The organism is Microvirga makkahensis (genome assembly GCF_009830105.1).
Taxonomy (GTDB): domain Bacteria; phylum Pseudomonadota; class Alphaproteobacteria; order Rhizobiales; family Beijerinckiaceae; genus Microvirga; species Microvirga makkahensis.
Map to the genome: position 1 here is coordinate 51662 of NZ_WURB01000012.1, position 18622 is coordinate 70283.

Sequence of the window (18622 nt, forward strand, 5' to 3'; positions counted from 1 at the left end):
AGCCCGCTGCCTCGTGCCGCACGGGTTGACGTGAAAAGGAATGAACCAATGGCTGGGGTAACACTCGATACGGTCCGAAAGATCTATGCGGGCAACGTGGAGGCCGTCAAAGGCGTCTCGCTCGGTATCGAAGACGGCTCTTTCTGCGTGCTGGTCGGCCCGTCGGGCTGCGGCAAGTCCACCCTTCTCCGCATGATCGCGGGCCTGGAGACGATCTCCGGCGGAGAGATCAGGATCGGCGACCGGGTGGTCAACCAGGTCGAGCCCGCCGATCGCGACATCGCGATGGTGTTCCAGAACTACGCGCTCTATCCGCATATGAGCGTCTACGACAACATGGCCTATGGCCTGCGCAACCGGAAGACTCCGAAGGACGAGATCGACAAGCGCGTGAAGGAAGCCGCCCGCATCCTCGCCATCGAGCCCTTCCTCGACCGTAAGCCGCGTGCTCTCTCGGGTGGGCAGCGCCAGCGCGTGGCCATGGGCCGCGCCATCGTGCGCAAGCCGCAGGTGTTCCTCTTCGACGAGCCGCTGTCCAACCTCGACGCCAAGCTGCGCGTGCAGATGCGCGTGGAGATCAAGCGCCTCCAGAAGGCTCTCGGCGTGACGTCGATCTACGTCACGCACGATCAGGTCGAGGCCATGACGCTCTCCGACAAGCTCGTGGTGATGTCCGGAGGCCAGATTGAGCAGGTGGGCTCGCCCTCGGAGGTCTATCGCCGCCCCGAGACCCGCTTCGTCGCCACCTTCATCGGCTCCCCGCCCATGAACATTCTTCCCGGCAAGGTGGAAGGTCCCGGCCGCGTGTCGGTGGGCGGGCAGATGATCGCCGTCACGGATATGCGCGAAGGCCTCGCCCCCGGTTCCGCCATCGAGGTGGGCCTGCGTCCCGAGGACGTTCAGGCCGGCAGCGCCCCCGGCGCCAGCAGCCTCGACATGGATGTGGATTTCGTCGAGGAGCTCGGCGCGACCCAGCTCTTTCACGGCAAGGTCGCGGGCACGGATTTCGTGGTGCAGGCCTCGACAGGCCAGATCGCGGCGGATACGCGCAAGCTGACCCTGTCCATTGACCCCGGCAATGTCCATCTCTTCGACCCGCAGACCACCAAGCGTCTGGGCCGGGTCTAAGACGCTCAAGGCTTGCTTTGTGCCGCAACAGCCGTTCCGGGCAAGCCTCGGAACGGCTGTTGCGCGTTCGAGGCCGCCCCGCTACTCCTTAAGAAAAGGTGAGGGATAGCGATGACGGTCAAGCTCGACGGAGCAACGCTTCGGATTCAGGATGTGGTGCGTGTGGCTCGCCCGGATGCCCAGGGGCGCTTCGCGCAGGCCGAGCTGGCGCCCGGGGCGCGCGAACGGATCGCGGCGACGCGAGCCTATATCGACCGCAACTGGATGCATGACGATGCGCCGCTCATGTATGCCTTCAACACTGGCGTTGGGCTGTTCAAGGACCAGCGTGTCCTGATCGCCGACATGGCGGCCTACCAAAAGAAAACCGTCTACGCCCATGCCACCGGCGTCGGCGAGCCCTTCGCCGAGGATGTGACGCGCGCCATGATGCTGTTGCGCGCTAATGCGTTCGCCTCGAACTATTCCGGCCCGCGCGTGGAACTCGTCGAGCGCCTTCTGGCCTTCCTGAACGCGGGGTTGCATCCGGTCATCCCGCAGAAGGGTTCGGTCGGCGCCTCGGGAGATCTCGCGCCCCTGGCCCACATGGCCGGGGCTGTCTGCGGGTTCGAGGAAGCGGACATGATCTATCAGGGGCGTGTGATGCCGGCTCGCGAGGCGATCGGCATGGCAGGCTTCGACCCTGATTTCGAGCTCGGCGCGAAGGACGCCTCCGCGCTGATCAACGGTTCGACCACGTCGCTCGCGCTCGCGTCCCTCGCCACGAGCGATGCCCGTCGCATCCTGAAGCACGCGGATATCGCCATGTGCCTGTCGCTCGAAGCCATGCGTGGCGAGCTGGCGGCATTCGATCCGCGCGTGCACGCGGCGCGCCCGCATCCGGGACAGGCGCGCGTGGCGCGCAACCTCCTGCGCATTCTCGAAGGTTCGAAGCGCTGCTCGCAGGGAGCGCGCGACATCGTCTTCCCCGACGAGCCGCGCCCGCCCGGCACGCCAGCAAGCCCCCGCGTGCAGGATGTCTATTCGCTACGCTGCACGCCGCAGGTTCACGGACCCGCTCTCGAGGCGCTCGAGTATGTGGAGCGCATCGTCGGCACGGAGATGAACTCCGCCACCGACAACCCGCTGATCGTCGACGACGGGCAAGGTGGCTACGTATCGATTTCAGGTGGTCACTTCCATGGGCAGTACATGGCGCAGGCCATGGATTTCTTGAGCATCGCCATGGCCGATCTCGGCGCGATCTCCGAGCGACGCCTCGCGCGCCTCATCGATCCCACCATGTCCTACGGCCTGCCGCGTAATCTCCTCGCCGGCAAGCGCGGGCTCAATACGGGGTTCGCTACCGTGCAGTGCTCCATGTCCGCGCTGGTCATGGAGAACCGCGGGCTTGCGACGCCGGGCTCGGTGGATTCCATCCCGGGCAAGTCCAATGCGGAGGATCACATCTCGAACTCCACCTGGTGCGGGCGCAAGGCGCGCATCGTCGTTGAGAACGTGGAGCAGATCGTGGCGGGTGAATTGCTGATGGCGGCTCAGGCCCTCACTCTCGTGGAGCCGCTCGCCAAGGATTATCCGCTCGGCAAAGGCTCGCATGCCGCCATGGAGGCGATCCGCGCGGTCATCCCTCCGGCGCTCGATGGCGACCGCTGGTACGCGACCGAGATGCGCCAGGCGCTCGACCTCGTTCGTTCCGGCGCCGTCGTGGAGGCGGTCGAGGGCGCCGTCGGGACGCTGGAATGAGAAAGGGCTCGGCATGATCCGAGCCCTCGAGACACGTGACGTTTTCCGCTTAGCGGCAGCGGCGAACCTTGCGGACAACGACGGAGCCGTCCGGGCGGTAGATACGCTCGCGGATCGTGCGGCAGCGCTCTCTCCTGCGCTCCCAGGCCGGCACGCCACACCGGCGCACAGTCCGATAGACCACACGGCCGTTGGGGCGCACGGTACGAACGCGGCGTGTCACGCAGGCGACGTTGTCGACGAGGGATGGCGTTTCGATCTTCTGCGGGCTGAAACGTGCCTGCGCCTCGGGAGCGGCACCGAAAAGAGTGGCTCCGAAGACGACGGCGACCGCAGGAATGATGAAGGCTCGCATGATCCTATTCCTTCTTTGCGAGGAGACCGACGATAACTTGAATGTGTAGGTCATGGTTCCTAGAACAGGGGTGAATGCATGGTTCATCGTGTCAACATCGAGCGTGTTCGACCTCGGGACGGCGCCGAGCTGGTTGCCGCCAATCTCGCGAGCATTGCGCTGCACGAGCCGTGGGTTTCACCCTGTCGTGACCTTGTGAGCTTTCAGGGATATCTCTCCCGCTGCGATGGCGACAGATCCATCGGCTTCATCGCGCGGGAGTGCGAGAGCGACAGAATCGTCGGCGTCGTCAATCTGAGCGAGATCGTCCGCGGCTTCTTCCAGAGCGCGTATATGGGCTATTATGCGGTTTCAGGCATGAACGGGCGGGGCTTGATGAGCGAAGCCGTCGGTCTCGTGGTGACACATGCCTTCACGGAGTTGAGGCTCCATCGCATCGAGGCCAACATCCAGCCCCAGAACGAGCCGTCGCGGGCCCTCGTGAAGCGCCTCGGCTTCAGGCAGGAGGGTTACTCACCGCGCTATCTCAAGATCGGCGGCGAGTGGCGCGACCACGAGCGCTGGGCGATCCTGTCGGAGGATTGGCGTGGTTGGGAGGGGCTCACGCCGCCGCGGCGGGTTTGAGTTTCTTTTGCAGGAAGAAGCGGCTGCCGCCTCTCGGGAAATCCTTCAGTTCCCCGAACCGTTCGTATCCCAGCCGCTCATAGAGTGCGAGAGCCTTCGGATTCAAGGTGTCGAGCCACACGGAATGACAGCCGCGCCCAAAGGCTTCCTCTTCCGCCATGCCGATCAGACGCGTAGCGAGCCCTTGGCCCCGGAGAGATTCCGGGACGAAGATATACTCGATGCTGAGCCATTCCCATCCGGTACGGCCCCACAGGCCGCCAAGAATCTCCCTGGTGTCGGCGTCACGGATCACGACGGCCAAATCCTGGATCCGAAGACCAGGCATCAGGGTTGTGCCGTTGAATTCGGAAAGACCGTTGAGAATGATCTGGCGGACGACATGATGCGGCTTCGCGAGAAGCTCCAGAGAATAGTTCAAGCAGCGATCCTCTTGACGGCATCAAGCAGAACGCGGGCCGCAATGTCGGCATCCTCCAACGTGATCGACTCGGCAGGGTTGTGGCTGACGCCTCCCTTGCAGCGCACGAAGAGCATCGCGGCAGGGCAGAGATTGGCCATCGCCACCGCGTCGTGTCCCGCGCCGGAGGCGAGATGCAGGGGTTCGATGCCGAGCCCTTTTACCGCCATCTCCAGTTGCATCATCAGATCCCTATGCATCGGAGTCGCGGGCGATTCCATGAAGGGCTCGATGGCGAAGGACACGCCGCGCCGTCGAGCGGCGGCTTCGCACTCGGTCACGATGTCTTGCACCATCGCATGACGTACCGCGTCATCCGGCGAGCGGGCATCGAGGGTGAAGTCGACACGTGCGGGAATTACGTTGATCGCGCCCGGCTGCACCTGCGCCACGCCCACGGTCGCGACCGTGTCGGTGCGAGTCGAGCTTGCGCGCTCCACGATTCCGATCATCTCGGCGAGCGCGGCGAGCGCATCGCGGCGCATGGTCATCGGTACGGTACCCGCATGTCCCGCCTCGCCGATCACACGGGCCCGGGCGCGCGTGATCCCGTTGATGGCCGAGACGATGCCCACGGGAAGATTGCGCGCCTCGAGCTGCGGGCCCTGTTCGATATGCACTTCGAGATAGCCGCGATAACGCGCCGGATCGCGGGCGAGGGCCGAGATGCCGAGAGGATCGCCGCCGAAGGCGATCAGCGCATCGCGAAGAGAGACGCCCTCCGCATCCTTGCCCTCGAGCCAAGCAGGATCGAAGCGGCCTGCTAGGGCGTAGGACGTGGAGAGATTGGTGGGGAACCGGACATTCTCCTCGTCCCCGAAGGCCACGATCTCGATCGGGCAGGACGGGGTGATTCCTTGCGCCTTCAAGGCCTCAGCCACGACGATGCCGAGCACGACGCCGAGCGTGCCGTCATAGCGGCCCGCATCCACCACGCTGTCGATGTGAGAGCCGATCAACAGGGCCGGAGCTTCGGGGTCGGCGCTGTCCAGGCGTCCGACCACGGAGCCGAGGGCGTCGATATGGGCGCGCAGCCCGGCCTCGCGCATCAGGCTCAGCGTCGTGTCGGCGGCAGCGCGGTGGGCCGGCGAGAGATAGAGGCGCGTCAGGCGCCCCATCTCGTCCGTGTGCTGGGCAAGATCCTCGATCATCGCCATCACGCGGCGGCCGAGGGTGAAGTCCGGTTGATGTGTCATGGAGATAGAGTTTCAGGAACGGGCCCGCTCCGCAAGAGGCGAGCGGGCCGATCGCCTTGAACCCCGGTTCAGGCCGCGACGCCGAGCTTCTTCTGCAGGCTCGTCGAGGACGTCGTGTATTGGAAGAGTAGCTTCTTCTCGGGATATACGTAACGGTGCACCTTCTGGGCCGCCAGAGCGCCCTCGTGGAAGCCGGAGAGGATGAGCTTCAGCTTGCCCGGATAGGTGTTGATATCGCCGATGGCGAAGATGCCGGGAACATTGGTCTCGAACTTCTCCGTATCGACGGGGATCAGGTTCTCGTGGAGGTTCAGGCCCCAATCCGCAATCGGGCCGAGCTTCATGGTGAGGCCGAAGAAGGGCAGCATCACTTCGCAATCCACGGTGAATTCGGAACCGTCGTCCTTGCGGATCACGGCGCCCTTCAGGATCGGGGCGTCGCCGACGAGGGAGCTGACCTGTCCGAGATGCAGGTCCATGTCGCCCGCGGCGACGAGCGAGCGCATCTTTTCCACGGTGTGCGGTGCGGCGCGGAAGGCGTCGCGGCGGTGGAGGAGCGTGAGGCGCTTGGCGATGGGCTGCAGGTTCACGGTCCAGTCGAGGGCCGAATCGCCGCCGCCGACGATCAGCACCTTCTTGTTCCGGAACATCTCCATCTTGCGCACGGCATAGAAGACGCCGGTGCCCTCATAGGCTTCGATGTTCTCGATCGGCGGCTTCTTGGGCTGGAACGAGCCGCCGCCCGCCGCGATGATCACCGACTTGCAGACGAAGGTGGTGTCGTTCTCGGAGGTCTTCACGCGAAACAGCGGGGCTTCGGGCGTCCCGATGGCTTCCAGGCTCTCCACCATCTCGTTGAGGTGGAAGGTGGGGTGAAACGGCTCGATCTGCGCCAGGAGGTTGTCGACGAGACCCTGGCCCGTGACCATGGGAAACCCGGGAATGTCGTAGATCGGCTTTTCAGGATAGAGCTCGGCGCATTGTCCGCCCACCTTCGGCAGGATATCGATCAGATGACATTTGATATCGAGGAGCCCCAGTTCGAACACGGCGAACAGGCCCACAGGCCCGGCACCGATGATGACGACGTCGGTTTCGATATGGTCGGTCATGAACAGGCTCCTTCGAGAGACGGCCTTTGGAAAAGCACGGTCTCCAGGTCTTGGCAATGCGGCAGGCTCGACGGCTTAGCTTCCAGTGGGGGCCAAGGTGACCTCCAGGCCGTCGAGTTCGGGAGTCCAGATGATCTGGCAGGAGAGGCGGGAACTGGGCCAGCTTACCACCGTGTCGAGCTGGCCCTCTTCCTCCTCGCTGGGCGGATAGAGCTTTCCCAGCCATTCCTCGGCCACGAAGACGTGACAGGTGGCGCATTCGCAGGCCCCGCCGCACAGGCCTTCGATGGGCAGGCCCCAATCCCGGATGATCTCCATCACCCGCCATCCCTCGATGGCCTCGAGGGTATGGCGCTGGCCGGCCCGGTCGGTCACATGGATGACGCCCATGAAGCGGGAATTCCTTCGTGTGAAGTCAGGGAAACGGCGCGGGAGCCCACGCCTTCGCGCTGGATATCGACCTTTCGGTCCGTCGCGTCAATGGTTTAAGGGCTTCGTTTGTTGCCGGATCGGCAGGGCGTGAAACATTGTGCTTCCTTCATCCGTTGACCCCTCGCAAGACGCTGGGGAAGCCCTATGAATCATCGGAGCTGGATTGCCCTTGCCGCCGTCGCTGTGGCTGTCGTCGTTCTGGGCGCCGCCCTGTGGGTCGTGTTCGTTGACCGCGACGAGCCTCCGGGAGCCACGGGCTCGGTTCCAGGTACCGAGAGCTCTCCTTCAGCGACGCCGGTCACGCCCGAAACGCCGGGGCGTGCGCCCTAGACGCCCAATGTCTCGGTCCTGAGGCGCTCATCCGCGATCAGTTCGGCCATGGGCCCCTCGAAACGCATCTCTCCCCGCTCGATCACCATGGCGCGGTCGCTGATGCCGGCGGCGAAGGCCCAGTTCTGTTCGGAGAGGAGCACCGCGACGCCCTCCGCCTTCATGGCCCGGATCGCCTCCGCCATCATCTGCACGATCACGGGCGCGATGCCCTCCGAAGGCTCGTCCAGGAGGATCGCATCCGGATTGCCCATGAGGGTCCGGGCGATGGCGAGCATCTGCTGCTCGCCGCCGGACATCTGGCTTCCGCGCCGCCCGCGCAGCTCGGCGAGGTTGGGGAAAAGCCTGAACAGCCGCTCCGGCGTCCAGGGGGAGCGGCCTGCCCCGGCCGCCTTCCGGCCCGTCTCAAGGTTCTCCTCGACGGTCAGGTCCGTGAAGATGCGCCGGTTCTCCGGCACGTAGCCCAGGCCGAGGCGCGCGATTCTGTAGGTCGGGAGGTGCGAGAGGGAATGGCCCTTGAAGCTGGCTTTCTGGGCGATTGCGGGCACGAGACCCATGATGGCCTTCAAGGTGGTGGTCTTGCCCGCTCCGTTGCGGCCGACGAGGGCCAGCACCTCGCCCGGGCGAAGCTGGAAGGTCAGGCCGAACAGCACCTGTGCGCGGCCATAGGACGCGGTGAGATTCCAGATTTCCAGCAGCGGCTCGCTCATGCGGAATCCATTCCTTTCGGCTTCTCCAGCGCGTGCTCGTCGCCGAGATAGGCGCGCCGCACGTCCGGATCCTGGCGAATGTCCTCCGGCGAGCCTGTTGCGATGGTCTGGCCGCGCACCAGCACGATGACCCGCTCCGCATGGCCGAACACCACATCCATGTCATGCTCGGTGAAGAGGACCCCGATACCCTCCGCATCGGCAATCGAGGCGGTGAGATCCATGAGATCCGCCCTTTCGCGGGCGGCCATGCCTGCGGTCGGCTCATCCATGAGCAGAAGCTTCGGATGTCCGGCGAGGGCGATGGCAAGTTCCACGCGTTTCACGTCGCCATAGGCCAAGGCGGAGCAGGGGTGATCCGCCGCATCCGCCATGCCGACCCGCTCCAGCAGGGTCACGGCCTCATCGCGGCAGCGGGATCGGGCTGGAGACCATAGGGCTCCGCTCTCGCGGCGGCGGCTGACAAGGGCCATCTGCACGTTCTCGGCGACGCTCATGGACAGGAAGGTCTGCGCCACCTGGAAGGTGCGCCCCACGCCGAGCCGGAAGCGCATTTGCGGCGAGGCTGCGGTGATGTTCCGGCCGTCGAGCAGAACCGTGCCACGGTCCGGGCGCAATTGCCCGCCGACCATGTTGAACACCGTGGACTTGCCGGCACCGTTGGGACCGATGATGGCCAGCATCTCGCCGCGTTGGAGCGTGAAGCTCACGTCCCGTGCCGCCGCGACCCCGCCGAAGGACTTGCCCAAATGCTGAACGGAGAGAAGCGTCATGCCCGCTCCTCCCGCCATGCGCGAAGCGTGCCGACGATCCCGCGCGGGAAGACGAGCACGATGGCGATGATGCTCAGGCCCAGAACAAGGCGCCAAAGGGAGGTCAGGGGCATGATCTGATCGCGCAGCACGTGCAGAACGCCTGCGCCGACGAGCGGGCCCGTAACGGTCTGGATCCCGCCGATCAGCAGCATGGTCAGCGCATCGACGGAAGTGGGGATGCCGAGCAGAGTCGGGTCCACGGAGCCTCGCGAGAACGCATAGATCCCGCCGGCGAGACCTGCAGCCGCGCCGGAGATGGTGAAGGCGAGCCAGCGATGGCGGCGAATGTGGAGGCCGATCGCCTCGGCCCGCGCCGTCGAGTCGCGTGCGGCACGCAGCGCATAACCGAATGGCGCGTCGATGACGCGCATCAGCAGCAGAATCACAGCCGCCGTGATCGCGAGTGTGAAGAGGTAGTAGGTTATAGGCCCGCTGGCCCAGGCCGACGGCCACACTCCGACGATGCCATTGTCGCCGCCTGTGACATCCACCCACTGGAAGGCAACGGCGAAGACGATCTGTGCGGCGGCGAGCGTCATCATGGCCAGATAGATGCCAGACAGCCGCACGACGAACGCGCCGATCAGGGCTGCGCCGAGAGCCGCAAGCAGCAGGCCTGCCGGAATTGCCGTCTCCATCGGGAGGGCGAGCCACTTCACGGCGAGCGCCGAACCGTATGCGCCCAAACCGAAGAAGGCTGCGTGACCGAAGCTCACGAGGCCGCCGACCCCGATGAGAAGCTGCAGGCTGAAGGCGAAGAGCGCGAAGATCAGGATCTCGGTGGCGACCTTCAGCACATATGCATCGCCGATCAGGGGCAGAGCCGCGAGAACGCCGATGACGGCGAGGGCCGCCAGTGTCGCGAACGGCGAGCGCTCGCGACTTGCGACGCCCACCGCATGCGTGCCGCCGATCGCCTCGGGGCGACCGAAGAAACCGTAGGGACGGACGGCGAGAACGACGGCCATGAGCAGAAACACCACCACGAGCGTGCTCTTGGGAAAGATCAGGATGCCGAAGGCCTGTAGCTGCCCGATGAGGATCGCCGCCAGGAAGGCGCCCGGCACGCTGCCCATGCCCCCCACAACGGTAACGACGAAAGCCTCCGCGATGATCGAGAGATCCATGCCCGCATGAGCGGATACGCGGGGGATCTGCAATGCGCCGCCGAGACCCGCGAGGAACGCGCCGAGAAAGAGCGTGCCGGTGAAGAGGAGCGCTTGGTTCACCCCGAGAGCCGCGATCATCTCACGGTCCTGCGTGGCCGCGCGCACCAGGACGCCGAAGCGTGTCCTGCGCAGCAGAAGCCACACGAGTCCGAGGACCACTGGCCCGGCCGCGATGAGCACGAGTTCGTAAGAAGGGAAGCGTCGCCCGAGAATTTCGACGGGCGCACGCAAGCCTGGGGCGCGGGGGCCGAGAATGTCCTCCGGGCCGAAGATCAGGATGGTGACGTCCTGCACCACGAGGACGACGCCGAAGGTGGCGAGCAGCTGGAAGAGCTCCGGCGCGCCGTAGATCCGGCGCAGGAGCAGCACTTCAATCAGAACCCCGATCAGGCCGACCACGATGGCGGAGGCCAGAATGCCGGCCCAGAACGTGACCGGTCCGAAGGAGAATTCGAGCAGTCGCGGCACCAGCGTCGCGGCCGTGTAGGCGCCGATCATGTAGAGCGAACCGTGCGCGAAGTTCACGATCCTCGTGACGCCGAAAACGAGGGTGAGGCCGCAGGCGGTGATGAAGAGCGAAGAGGCGCTGGAGAGCCCGTTGAGAGCCTGAATGGCAAGAAAGGAAAGGTCCATGTCCTGTCTCTCAACGGACGCTGATCGCGCGCTCTGCCGTCAATCCATCAATCCTTCCGCGCCGCTTTCACTTCGGCTTCGCTCGGCATGAAAGGTGCGCCGTCCATGTAGGTCCAGTCGGTCATGCCGCCGGTGGCGCCCTTGAGCACGAGCTTGCCGACCCAGGCGCCCATCGTGGCCTGGTTGTCGATGCCGCGCATGGTGACGGGACCGATGACGGTATCGAATTTCGCGTCCTCCAGCGCCTTGATCATCGCCTCCGTCTCCACGGACCCTGCGCGCTCGATGGTGTCGCGGATCATGTAGACCACCATGTAGCCCAGGAGCGAGCCGAGACGCGGCGTTTCGTTGAACTTCGCGCGGTAGGCATCAACGAAGGCCTTGTGCTTGGGATCGGTGATCTCGTCCCACGGATATCCCGTTACGGTCCAGCCTTCCGGCACTTCGTCCTTCAGGGGCAGCAGCCATTCAGGCTCGCCGGTGAGAAGCGAAAGAATCGTTGTGTCCTCGAAAAGGCCGCGCGTATTGCCCTCGCGCACGAACTGCGTGAGGTCGGGGCCGAAGAGGACGTTGAAGATGCCGTCGGGCTTGGCCTGCTCCAGGGCCGAGACGGTGGCGCCCGCCTCGATCTTGCCGAGTGCCGGATATTGCTCGGCGACGATCTCGGCGCCGGGCACGCGCTCCATGATGAGGCGCTTGAACACCTCCGCCGCCGACTGGCCATATTCGTAATTCGGGGCGACGATGGCCCAGCGCTTGGCGCCGGAGGCTTTTGCCTGATCCACCAGCATGCCGACCTGCATGAAGTTGCTGGGGCGGATGCGGAAGGTGTAGCGGTTGCCCTGGGCCATGGTGATGGCATCGGTCAGCGGCTCGGCGGCGATGTAGAGGATCTTCTTCTGGTTGGCGTAATCCGCCATGGCGATGCCGACATTGGACTGGAACGATCCGAACAGCAGGGACACGCCCTCGCGGGTCACCAGCTCGTCCGCCACCCGGGTCGCATCCCCCGTGGTGGCACCGTCATCCCGGGAGACGATCTCGAGCTTGCGGCCGAGGACGCCGCCTTTGGCATTGATCTCGTCCAGGGCCATCTGCCAGCCGTTGCGGTAAGGCACCGTGAAGGCCGCCCATCGGGCATAGGAGTTGAGCTCGCCCAGCTTGATGGGAGCCTGCTGGGCCTGAGCGGCCGGACCTGAGAGCGCGAGCGCCAGTCCAAGAGCCAGCCAGCGGGTCATCGATGCCTTCGTCATGATGCGGTTTCCTGTATCGAGGATCGGCGTGGATGTAGGGCCTATCGCTACTCGAAGAAAGGCGGAACTGCCAAGGTTTGCGGATTCATACCTTGCATGTTCCATCAGGGGAATGACACATTCGCTGTCCCGTTCCTCGCTTGCCGTGATCCCATGCTTCTCGATGCCGACCCTGCCCGCGCCTTCATGCCCTATCCGGCCGTTGCCGTGCCTCATGCGGAGCGCGGTCCGCTTTCGGGACTGACCTTCGCCGCCAAGGACCTGTTCGACGTGGCGGGCTATCCCACCGGCTGCGGGTCGCCTCACATGCTTGCGATGTCCGGCGTCAAGACCCGCACGGCGCCGACCGTTCAGAGGCTCCTCGATGCCGGGGCGCGGTTCTTAGGGAAAGCGATCACGGACGAACTCGCCTTCTCCATGACCGGCAAGAACGCTCATTTCGGCACCCCGGTGAACGGCGGCGCTCCCGATCGCATCCCCGGCGGCTCGTCTTCGGGGTCGGCGGCCGCCGTCTCCCATGGTCTGTGCGATTTCGCGCTCGGGACGGATACCGGCGGCTCCGTCCGCGCCCCGGCCGGCCATTGCGGGCTCTTCGGCATCCGTCCCACCCATGGGCGGGTGAGCTTGGAGCTCTGCCACGCTCTCGCCCCCTCCTTCGATACCTGCGGATACTTCACCCGTGACCCCGTCACCTTCGCCCGGGTGGGCGAGGTTCTGCTGGGGAATGACACCAATCCGCTGTCCTCCAGCCCCAACGTTCTCCTGGCCAAGGATGCGTTCGGGCTTCTCGGCCAGGACGTCAGGGAAGCGCTGACTCTGGCGGTCCATCAGGTCGAGGCGGCGCTCGGGGCGCCTGAGAGCGTGACCGTGGCCACGGAGGGCTTCACCTCCCTCTACTGGGCTATGCGCTACATCCAGGGCCGGGAGGCCTGGGAGGTCGATGGACCCATGATCGAGCGCTACCGTCCGCCCCTGGGACCCGGCGTCGCCGACCGGTTCGAGTTCTCAAAGGCCGTCACCGATGCACAGGTGACCGAGGCTCAGGTGATTCGCAATGCATTCCGGGCCCGGTTCAACGCCCTGCTGGCGCGGGACACGGTGCTCATCCTTCCGACCATGCCGGACGTGGCGCCGCTCCTCTCCGAGAGCGAAGACGGGCTCAACGATTACCGCAACAAGTCCCTGAACCTGCTCTGCCTTTCGGTGCTCTCCGGCCTGCCGCAGGTGTCGATCCCGCTCGCGTCCCGACAGGGCGCGCCGCTTGGGCTGTCCCTGATGGGGCCGCCCGGTTCCGACCTGAGCCTCGTCGCTTTGGCGCGCCGGATCGCGGACGGGGCATCGGCCTGAATGAACCGCCCCCGCCCCATGCTCGTTACCGGCAGGCGCAGGTGGCGGCGGACGCCTGAGCCAGGAAGGGAACATCATGACCAATCCCATCGTCCACTCTCAGATGCCGCACGTGGCGGTGGCAAGCGCCTGCCTCCTCGGCGAGGGACCCGTGTGGGACGATCGCTCGAATACCCTGTTCTGGGTCGACATCAAGAATCCGGCCGTCTGGCGCTATCATCCGGGTACGAGCAAGCACTCCCGGGTCGAAGCACCGGAGCGTATCGGCTTCATCGCGCTTACGCCCGACCCCGATGTGGTGGTCGCGGGTTTCAAATCGGGCCTCGGGCGCTTCAATCTGAAGACGGGGGAGGCCGAGCCCATCGTGGCGCCGGAGAAGGACAAACCCGGCAACCGCATCAACGACGGTCATGTCGGGCCGGACGGAGCGATCTATTTCGGCACCATGCATGATGACGAAACGGAAGAGAGCGGCTCCTTCTGGCGCTGGGACGGCAAGGAACTGACCGAATTCCATTCCGGCTTCATCGTGACCAACGGACCCGCCTTCAGCCATGACGGGCAGACGCTCTATGGCACGGACACGGTCAACGGCATGATCTATGCCTTCGACGCGAACAAGGGCGGGATCGGCGAGCCGCGCAGGTTCGCCCGTTTCGAGGAAGGCTGGGGACATCCCGACGGCATGGCTGTGGATGCGGAGGGGCACGTGTGGGTCTGCCATTGGGGCGGCTCGTGCATCACGCGCTTCGCACCGGACGGCTCGGTGGAGCGCACCGTGCCGGTGCCGACCGCCCAAGTCACGAAATGCGCGTTCGGCGGGCCCGACCTGACCACGCTCTACATCACCACCGCCGCCGTTGGGCACGATCCTCATGTGGACCCGATGGCGGGCCATCTCTTCAAGGTCGAGACCGGCGGAATCCGGGGCCTGAAGGCCAACATCTTCGAGGGGTGAGACATGGGGATCGAACGCTTCGGCTCGGTCGACGGAGAGGACGTCCTGCAGGTTACGCTCGCCGGGCCGGACGGCACCGGGATGCGCGTGCTCAGCTGGGGCGCGGTGATCCGCGATCTCGTCGTTCCCACCGCGCACGGGCCGCAGGGAGTCCTTTTAGGGCTCAACTCGATCGAGGATTACGTTGCCCACTCGCCCTATTTCGGCGCCATCGTGGGGCGGCATGCCAACCGCATCGGCGGAGCGCGGTTCACCCTGAACGGCGAAACCCACAGGCTCGATGCCAATGAGGGACCCAATCAGCTCCATGGCGGCTCGATGGGCTTCGGCACGCGGCTCTGGAGCATCGTCGAGCACAGCGAGACGGGGGTGACCCTCGGTCTGGTTTCGGAAGACGGGGATATGGGCTACCCGGGACGCCTCGTCGCCACCTGCACCTATACGCTGCTTCCTTCGGCGACCCTGCGGATCGAGCTGACCGCCGTGACCGACCGGCCCACCCCGGTCAACCTCACCACGCATGGCTATTTCAATCTCGACGGCAGTACCGACATCCTTTCCCATTATCTGATGATCGCGGCCGATTACATGACGCCGACACGCCCGGATCTTATTCCCACGGGCGAGATCAGGCGCGTGGCGGGCACGCCGTACGAATTCACCACGCCTCGCCCCATCGGCGCGGCGGAGTTCATGCAGGATCGCACGATCTACGATACGAATTTCGTCCTGCGTGGCCCTTACGGGGTACTTCGTCAGGCCGCGACGCTCGCATCCATCAAGAACGGCCTCACGATGGAGCTCTGGACGACCGAGCCGGGGCTTCAATTCTACGCGGGCCACCTCATCAGAATTCCCGTGTCAGGGCTCCACGGCGCTCAGTACAGACCACACGCGGGACTTTGTCTGGAGCCTCAGCGTTTTCCGGACAGCCCCAATAATGCCCATTTTCCGTCGTCAATTCTCGATCCGGGGCAGGTTTCAAGGCAGGTCAGCGAGTTGAGGTTCTCGGTTTGAACGGGAACTTTGCCATAAGTTGGCCGTTTTTCCTGCAGCGTTGCGTTCCGGAAAAACACCAACCAAGAAGGGAATGCTCCCGATGCCTGTGCTCGATGCGAAAGCCCTGGAGACCGATCCTAAAGGAATGGCTTTCCTGACGAGCGTTCTGCGTCCACGTCCTGGTGCCACCGCGCTTCAACCGAATGAGGTACCTCCGCCTAAGAATCTGCCGCACAATGTGCGGATGTACTTTCGCGGCGTGAGGCGCACCAAGCCGTTTCTTACCCATTTGGTCTAGCAGGCGCTCTTCACGCCTGCCGTTCCGCTCAAGCCGCTAATCCGCGCTTGGCCAGAAGCGCGTCTGCCGTCGGAAGGCGGCCCCGAAATGCCGTGTAGGCTTCAGCCGGATCACGAAGATTTCCGGCGGAATAGATGAAGCGCTTGAGCTTCTCCGCCATCTCCTTGTCGAAGGCGTCGCCCGTCTCCTCGAAGGCCGTGAAGGCATCGGCGTCCAGAACCTCCGACCACATATAGCTGTAATAGCCCGAGGAATAGCCGTCCCCTGCGAAGACATGAGTGAAGTGGGGCGTGCGGTGGCGCATGATGATTTCACGCGGCATGCCGATCTTCTCCAGCGTTTCCTTCTCGAAGGCGGAGACATCGAGATCCTTTGCGTCGTCGCGGCGGTGGAGCTCCAGATCGACGAAGGCGGAAGCCAGATATTCCACCGTTGCGAAGCCCTGGTTGAAGTTGCGCGCGGCCATGAGGCGCTCGAGCAACTCTTCCGGAATCGGCTCTCCGGTCCGGGAATGCGTGGCGTAACGGCGGAGGATGTCCGGTTGCGACAGCCAGTGCTCGTAGAGCTGTGAGGGCAACTCCACGAAATCGGTCGGGACCGCCGTTCCTGCCAGCAACGGATAGGTGACGCTGGAGAGGAGGCCGTGCAGGCCATGGCCGAATTCGTGAAACAGCGTGCGCGCATCATCGAAGCTCAGAAGCGAGGGCTCGCCTGCGCCGCCTTTGGCGAAGTTCATCACGTTGACGATGATGGGCCGCACGTCGCCCGTGAGCCTTTCCTGCGAGCGGAAGGCGCTCATCCAAGCCCCACTGCGCTTGGACGGGCGCGCGAAGTAATCGCCGATGAAGATGCCGACATCAGCCCCCTGGGAATCGAGCACCTGCCAGGCGCGGATGTCGGGATGGTACTTCGGGAAATCCTGCAGCTCCTGGAAGTTCAACCCGAAGAGCCGATGCGCGGTCTCGAAGGCCGCCTCAATGATGCGGTCGAGCTGGAAATAGGGCTTGATGGTTGCCTCGTCGAGATTGTGCCGGGCCATGCGCACCTGATCCGCATAGAAGCGCCAGTCCCACGGCTCGATGACGACATTGTCCCCCTGAGACTGAGCGAGAGCCTGCAGGTCGTCGCGCTCGGCCAGGGCACGGGCACGGGCCGGCGCCCACACGTCGTTCAGGAGCTTGAGCACCGCTTCCGGCGTCTTGGCCATGGTGTCGGAGAGCTTGAAATCGGCAAAGGTTTCATAGCCCAGCAGCTTCGCGCGCTCGACGCGAAGCGCGGCCATCTCGGCGATGATCGCCTTGTTGTCGGTCGCGCCGTTGTTGTCGCCCCGCGAAGCCCAGGCCCGGAAGGCCTGCTCGCGCAGATCGCGCCGCTTAGAGAACTGCAGGAAGGGCTCGATGCTGGAGCGCGACAGGGTGATGACGTATTTGCCGGTCAGGCCGCGTTCTTCCGCCGCCTGTGCGGCGGCCTCTCGCAAGAACGAGGGAAGTCCTGCAAGATCCTCCTCGGTCTCGAGCACGAGCTGATAGGACTTCTCGTCGGCCAGCACATTCTGGGAGAACTGAGTGCCGAGGCTTGCGAGACGCTCCGTGATCGCGGCGAGGCGCCTCTTCTCGTCCGGCGCGAGTTTCGCGCCCGCGCGCACGAAGATGGTGTGGTAGCGTTCGAGGACGCGCGCCTGCTCCGCATCGAGGCCGAGGCTCTCGCGGTTGTCGTAGAGATCGGCGACCCGCCGGTACAGCGCCTCGTTCATGAAGATGCTGTTGCGATGCTTGGCGAGGATCGGCGCCATCTCGCGCTCGACGGCCTGAATGGCCTCGTTGGTATGCGAGCCTGCGAGGTTGAAGAACACGCCCCCCACTCGCTTGAGCGCGGCACCGCTGCGCTCCAAAGCCTCAATCGTGTTGGCGAAGGTGGCGGCCGTCCCGCTTCCGGAGATTGCCGCGATCTCGTCCTGCTGGTCTGCAAGAGCCCTGTCGAAGGCGGGCTTGAAATGTTCGGGCGCGATGCTCTCGAAGGGGGGGATGCCGAAAGGGGTGTTCCAGGTGGAAAGGAGAGGATTGCCTGAGAGATTTGCGCTGGACGCCATCGTTGAAGTGCTCCGCCTGATCGTTCGCTGTTTCGAGTCTTAGAACATCGAGCGCAAAAGCGGGAAACGGTTTTGCGCCCAAGGATGCTCAGAAATCAAAATCCTGAAGCATCGGACGTGAGTTCGAAGTCACGTCCGATGCATTATCCGCCTCAGCCGCCCATCGGAAGAGGCGTGGTGTCCGTGCCGGCCAAATAGCGGCGCAGGAAGGCGAGCGCCCGCTGCGTGGCGTCCTGTTCCGCAGCGCCGCGGAGGCCGTGCCCCTGACCAGGATAGACCTTCACCTCATGCGGCACGTTCTGTCGGCGCAGGAGGGCCTCCACCGCATAGGCATTCGCGACCGGCACGACCGGATCGGCGGAGCCATGCAGCACGAGCGTGGGCGGAAGGTGAGAGGTCGTGGCGATGGCTCCCTGAGGCAGAGGCCCGAAGTAGCTCACCAGGGTTTTCACGCGCCGGTCCATGGAGGAGACGGCAAGCCCTAAGGCTGCGCCCAGGGAAATGCCGACGATGCCGATACGGTCGGCGTCCGCCCCGGGATGGTCGGCCGCGAAGGTCAATGCATCCTGCACGGTATTCATCCAAGGCATGAAATTCTGGAAAAGAGTGGCGAAGGACGCTCGCCTCTCGCCCGTTCGGTCCAGGTAATGGACAAGGTGTACCTGATAGCCGGCAGCGGCCATGCCGCGGGCGCCATCGCGGTATCGCGTATTGAAGCTCAATCCATCGGCACCATGCAGCATGAGCACGGCAGGATGCATGGCCGAACCGGGGGGCTGGAAGGTTTCGACGGCGATGGTCCTGTCGCCGCTCGTGAACGTGTTGCGCTTTTCCGTTACCGGCATCGTTCGGGCTTGATCCTGTTGGGCATGGATGAAGGAAGGGGCGGCGAAGGCCGCACCGACCACAAGGCTGCGTCTCGTGAGCGACATGGAGAGATCATTCCAGGGAAGAGATCTGGACCGCATGGA

At 64.6% G+C, this 18622-nt stretch carries 17 protein-coding genes and 1 pseudogene; 7 read left to right on the forward strand and 11 right to left on the reverse strand.

The features are described from left to right. Positions 1 to 48: 48 nt before the first annotated feature. Together GR328_RS16445 and GR328_RS16450 are read left to right on the forward strand one after the other, a co-directional pair. Positions 49 to 1128 carry a sn-glycerol-3-phosphate import ATP-binding protein UgpC gene (locus tag GR328_RS16445; RefSeq protein WP_160885612.1) on the forward strand — a complete coding sequence of 360 codons (1080 nt, stop codon included), beginning with the start codon at positions 49 to 51 and terminating at the stop codon, positions 1126 to 1128. A gap of 111 nt (positions 1129 to 1239) precedes the next feature. Continuing rightward, positions 1240 to 2871, forward strand: coding sequence for an HAL/PAL/TAL family ammonia-lyase (locus GR328_RS16450; protein ID WP_160885613.1), 1632 nt, complete (start codon positions 1240 to 1242; stop codon positions 2869 to 2871). A gap of 49 nt (positions 2872 to 2920) precedes the next feature. On the opposite strand, the gene GR328_RS16455 is transcribed toward GR328_RS16450, so the two are convergent. Then, a complete protein-coding gene (locus tag GR328_RS16455; protein WP_160885614.1) occupies positions 2921 to 3226 on the reverse strand; it encodes a hypothetical protein in 306 nt (101 codons plus the stop codon). A 78-nt stretch (positions 3227 to 3304) separates the two neighbouring features. Between GR328_RS16455 and GR328_RS16460 the strand changes: the two genes are divergently transcribed. After that, on the forward strand, positions 3305 to 3850 hold the full coding sequence (locus GR328_RS16460; RefSeq protein WP_160885615.1) for a GNAT family N-acetyltransferase: 546 nt from the start codon (positions 3305 to 3307) through the stop codon (positions 3848 to 3850). Here GR328_RS16460 and GR328_RS16465 read toward each other — a convergent pair. From GR328_RS16465 to GR328_RS16480, 4 genes are all read right to left on the reverse strand, one after another. Continuing rightward, positions 3828 to 4271 (reverse strand): GNAT family N-acetyltransferase, encoded by a 444-nt coding sequence (locus GR328_RS16465; RefSeq protein ID WP_246215927.1) that lies wholly within the window; start codon positions 4269 to 4271, stop codon positions 3828 to 3830. The two genes, GR328_RS16460 and GR328_RS16465, sit on opposite strands and share 23 nt — an antisense overlap. Further along, a complete protein-coding gene (locus tag GR328_RS16470; RefSeq protein ID WP_160885616.1) occupies positions 4268 to 5506 on the reverse strand; it encodes an allantoate amidohydrolase in 1239 nt (412 codons plus the stop codon). Before GR328_RS16470 ends, GR328_RS16465 begins: the two co-directional genes overlap by 4 nt. Before the next feature lie 68 nt (positions 5507 to 5574). Further along, a complete protein-coding gene (locus GR328_RS16475; RefSeq protein WP_160885617.1) occupies positions 5575 to 6618 on the reverse strand; it encodes an NAD(P)/FAD-dependent oxidoreductase in 1044 nt (347 codons plus the stop codon). Positions 6619 to 6693: 75 nt separating this feature from the next. Continuing rightward, positions 6694 to 7008, reverse strand: a complete 315-nt coding sequence (locus GR328_RS16480; protein WP_160885618.1) for a 2Fe-2S iron-sulfur cluster-binding protein — start codon at positions 7006 to 7008, stop codon at positions 6694 to 6696. Between the two features lie 183 nt (positions 7009 to 7191). Between GR328_RS16480 and GR328_RS16485 the strand changes: the two are divergent. Further along, positions 7192 to 7380 (forward strand): annotated as a pseudogene (locus GR328_RS16485) (MHYT domain-containing protein); the annotation flags it as partial. On the opposite strand, the gene GR328_RS16490 reads toward GR328_RS16485, so the two are convergent. The 4 genes from GR328_RS16490 to GR328_RS16505 are packed head-to-tail and all read right to left on the reverse strand — an operon-like array spanning position 7377 to position 11960. After that, the gene (locus GR328_RS16490; protein ID WP_160885620.1) at positions 7377 to 8090 is read right to left on the reverse strand and encodes an ABC transporter ATP-binding protein; all 714 of its coding nucleotides are present in this window, start codon (positions 8088 to 8090) and stop codon (positions 7377 to 7379) included. The pseudogene GR328_RS16485 and the gene GR328_RS16490 sit on opposite strands and share 4 nt — an antisense overlap. Then, positions 8087 to 8863, reverse strand: coding sequence for an ABC transporter ATP-binding protein (locus tag GR328_RS16495; RefSeq protein ID WP_160885621.1), 777 nt, complete (start codon positions 8861 to 8863; stop codon positions 8087 to 8089). Before GR328_RS16495 ends, GR328_RS16490 begins: the two co-directional genes overlap by 4 nt. After that, entirely contained in the window at positions 8860 to 10707 is a 1848-nt protein-coding gene (locus tag GR328_RS16500) for an ABC transporter permease (RefSeq protein ID WP_160885623.1), read from the reverse strand. Before GR328_RS16500 ends, GR328_RS16495 begins: the two co-directional genes overlap by 4 nt. Before the next feature lie 47 nt (positions 10708 to 10754). Next, entirely contained in the window at positions 10755 to 11960 is a 1206-nt protein-coding gene (locus tag GR328_RS16505) for an ABC transporter substrate-binding protein (RefSeq protein ID WP_160885625.1), read from the reverse strand. Between the two features lie 153 nt (positions 11961 to 12113). On the opposite strand from GR328_RS16505, the gene GR328_RS16510 reads away from it, so the two are divergent. From GR328_RS16510 to GR328_RS16520, 3 genes are all read left to right on the forward strand, one after another. Then, positions 12114 to 13307 carry an amidase gene (locus GR328_RS16510; RefSeq protein ID WP_160885627.1) on the forward strand — a complete coding sequence of 398 codons (1194 nt, stop codon included), beginning with the start codon at positions 12114 to 12116 and terminating at the stop codon, positions 13305 to 13307. A gap of 76 nt (positions 13308 to 13383) precedes the next feature. Further along, complete coding sequence (locus tag GR328_RS16515) at positions 13384 to 14265, forward strand: SMP-30/gluconolactonase/LRE family protein (RefSeq protein ID WP_160885629.1); 882 nt, start codon at positions 13384 to 13386, stop codon at positions 14263 to 14265. 3 nt (positions 14266 to 14268) lie between these two features. Further along, complete coding sequence (locus GR328_RS16520) at positions 14269 to 15282, forward strand: aldose epimerase family protein (protein WP_160885631.1); 1014 nt, start codon at positions 14269 to 14271, stop codon at positions 15280 to 15282. A 308-nt stretch (positions 15283 to 15590) separates the two neighbouring features. On the opposite strand, the gene GR328_RS16525 is transcribed toward GR328_RS16520, so the two are convergent. Both GR328_RS16525 and GR328_RS16530 read right to left on the reverse strand, forming a co-directional pair. Beyond that, positions 15591 to 17651, reverse strand: coding sequence for a M3 family metallopeptidase (locus GR328_RS16525; protein WP_160885633.1), 2061 nt, complete (start codon positions 17649 to 17651; stop codon positions 15591 to 15593). Between the two features lie 152 nt (positions 17652 to 17803). Then, complete coding sequence (locus tag GR328_RS16530; RefSeq protein ID WP_246215928.1) at positions 17804 to 18583, reverse strand: dienelactone hydrolase family protein; 780 nt, start codon at positions 18581 to 18583, stop codon at positions 17804 to 17806. Between the last annotated feature and the right edge of the window lie 39 nt (positions 18584 to 18622).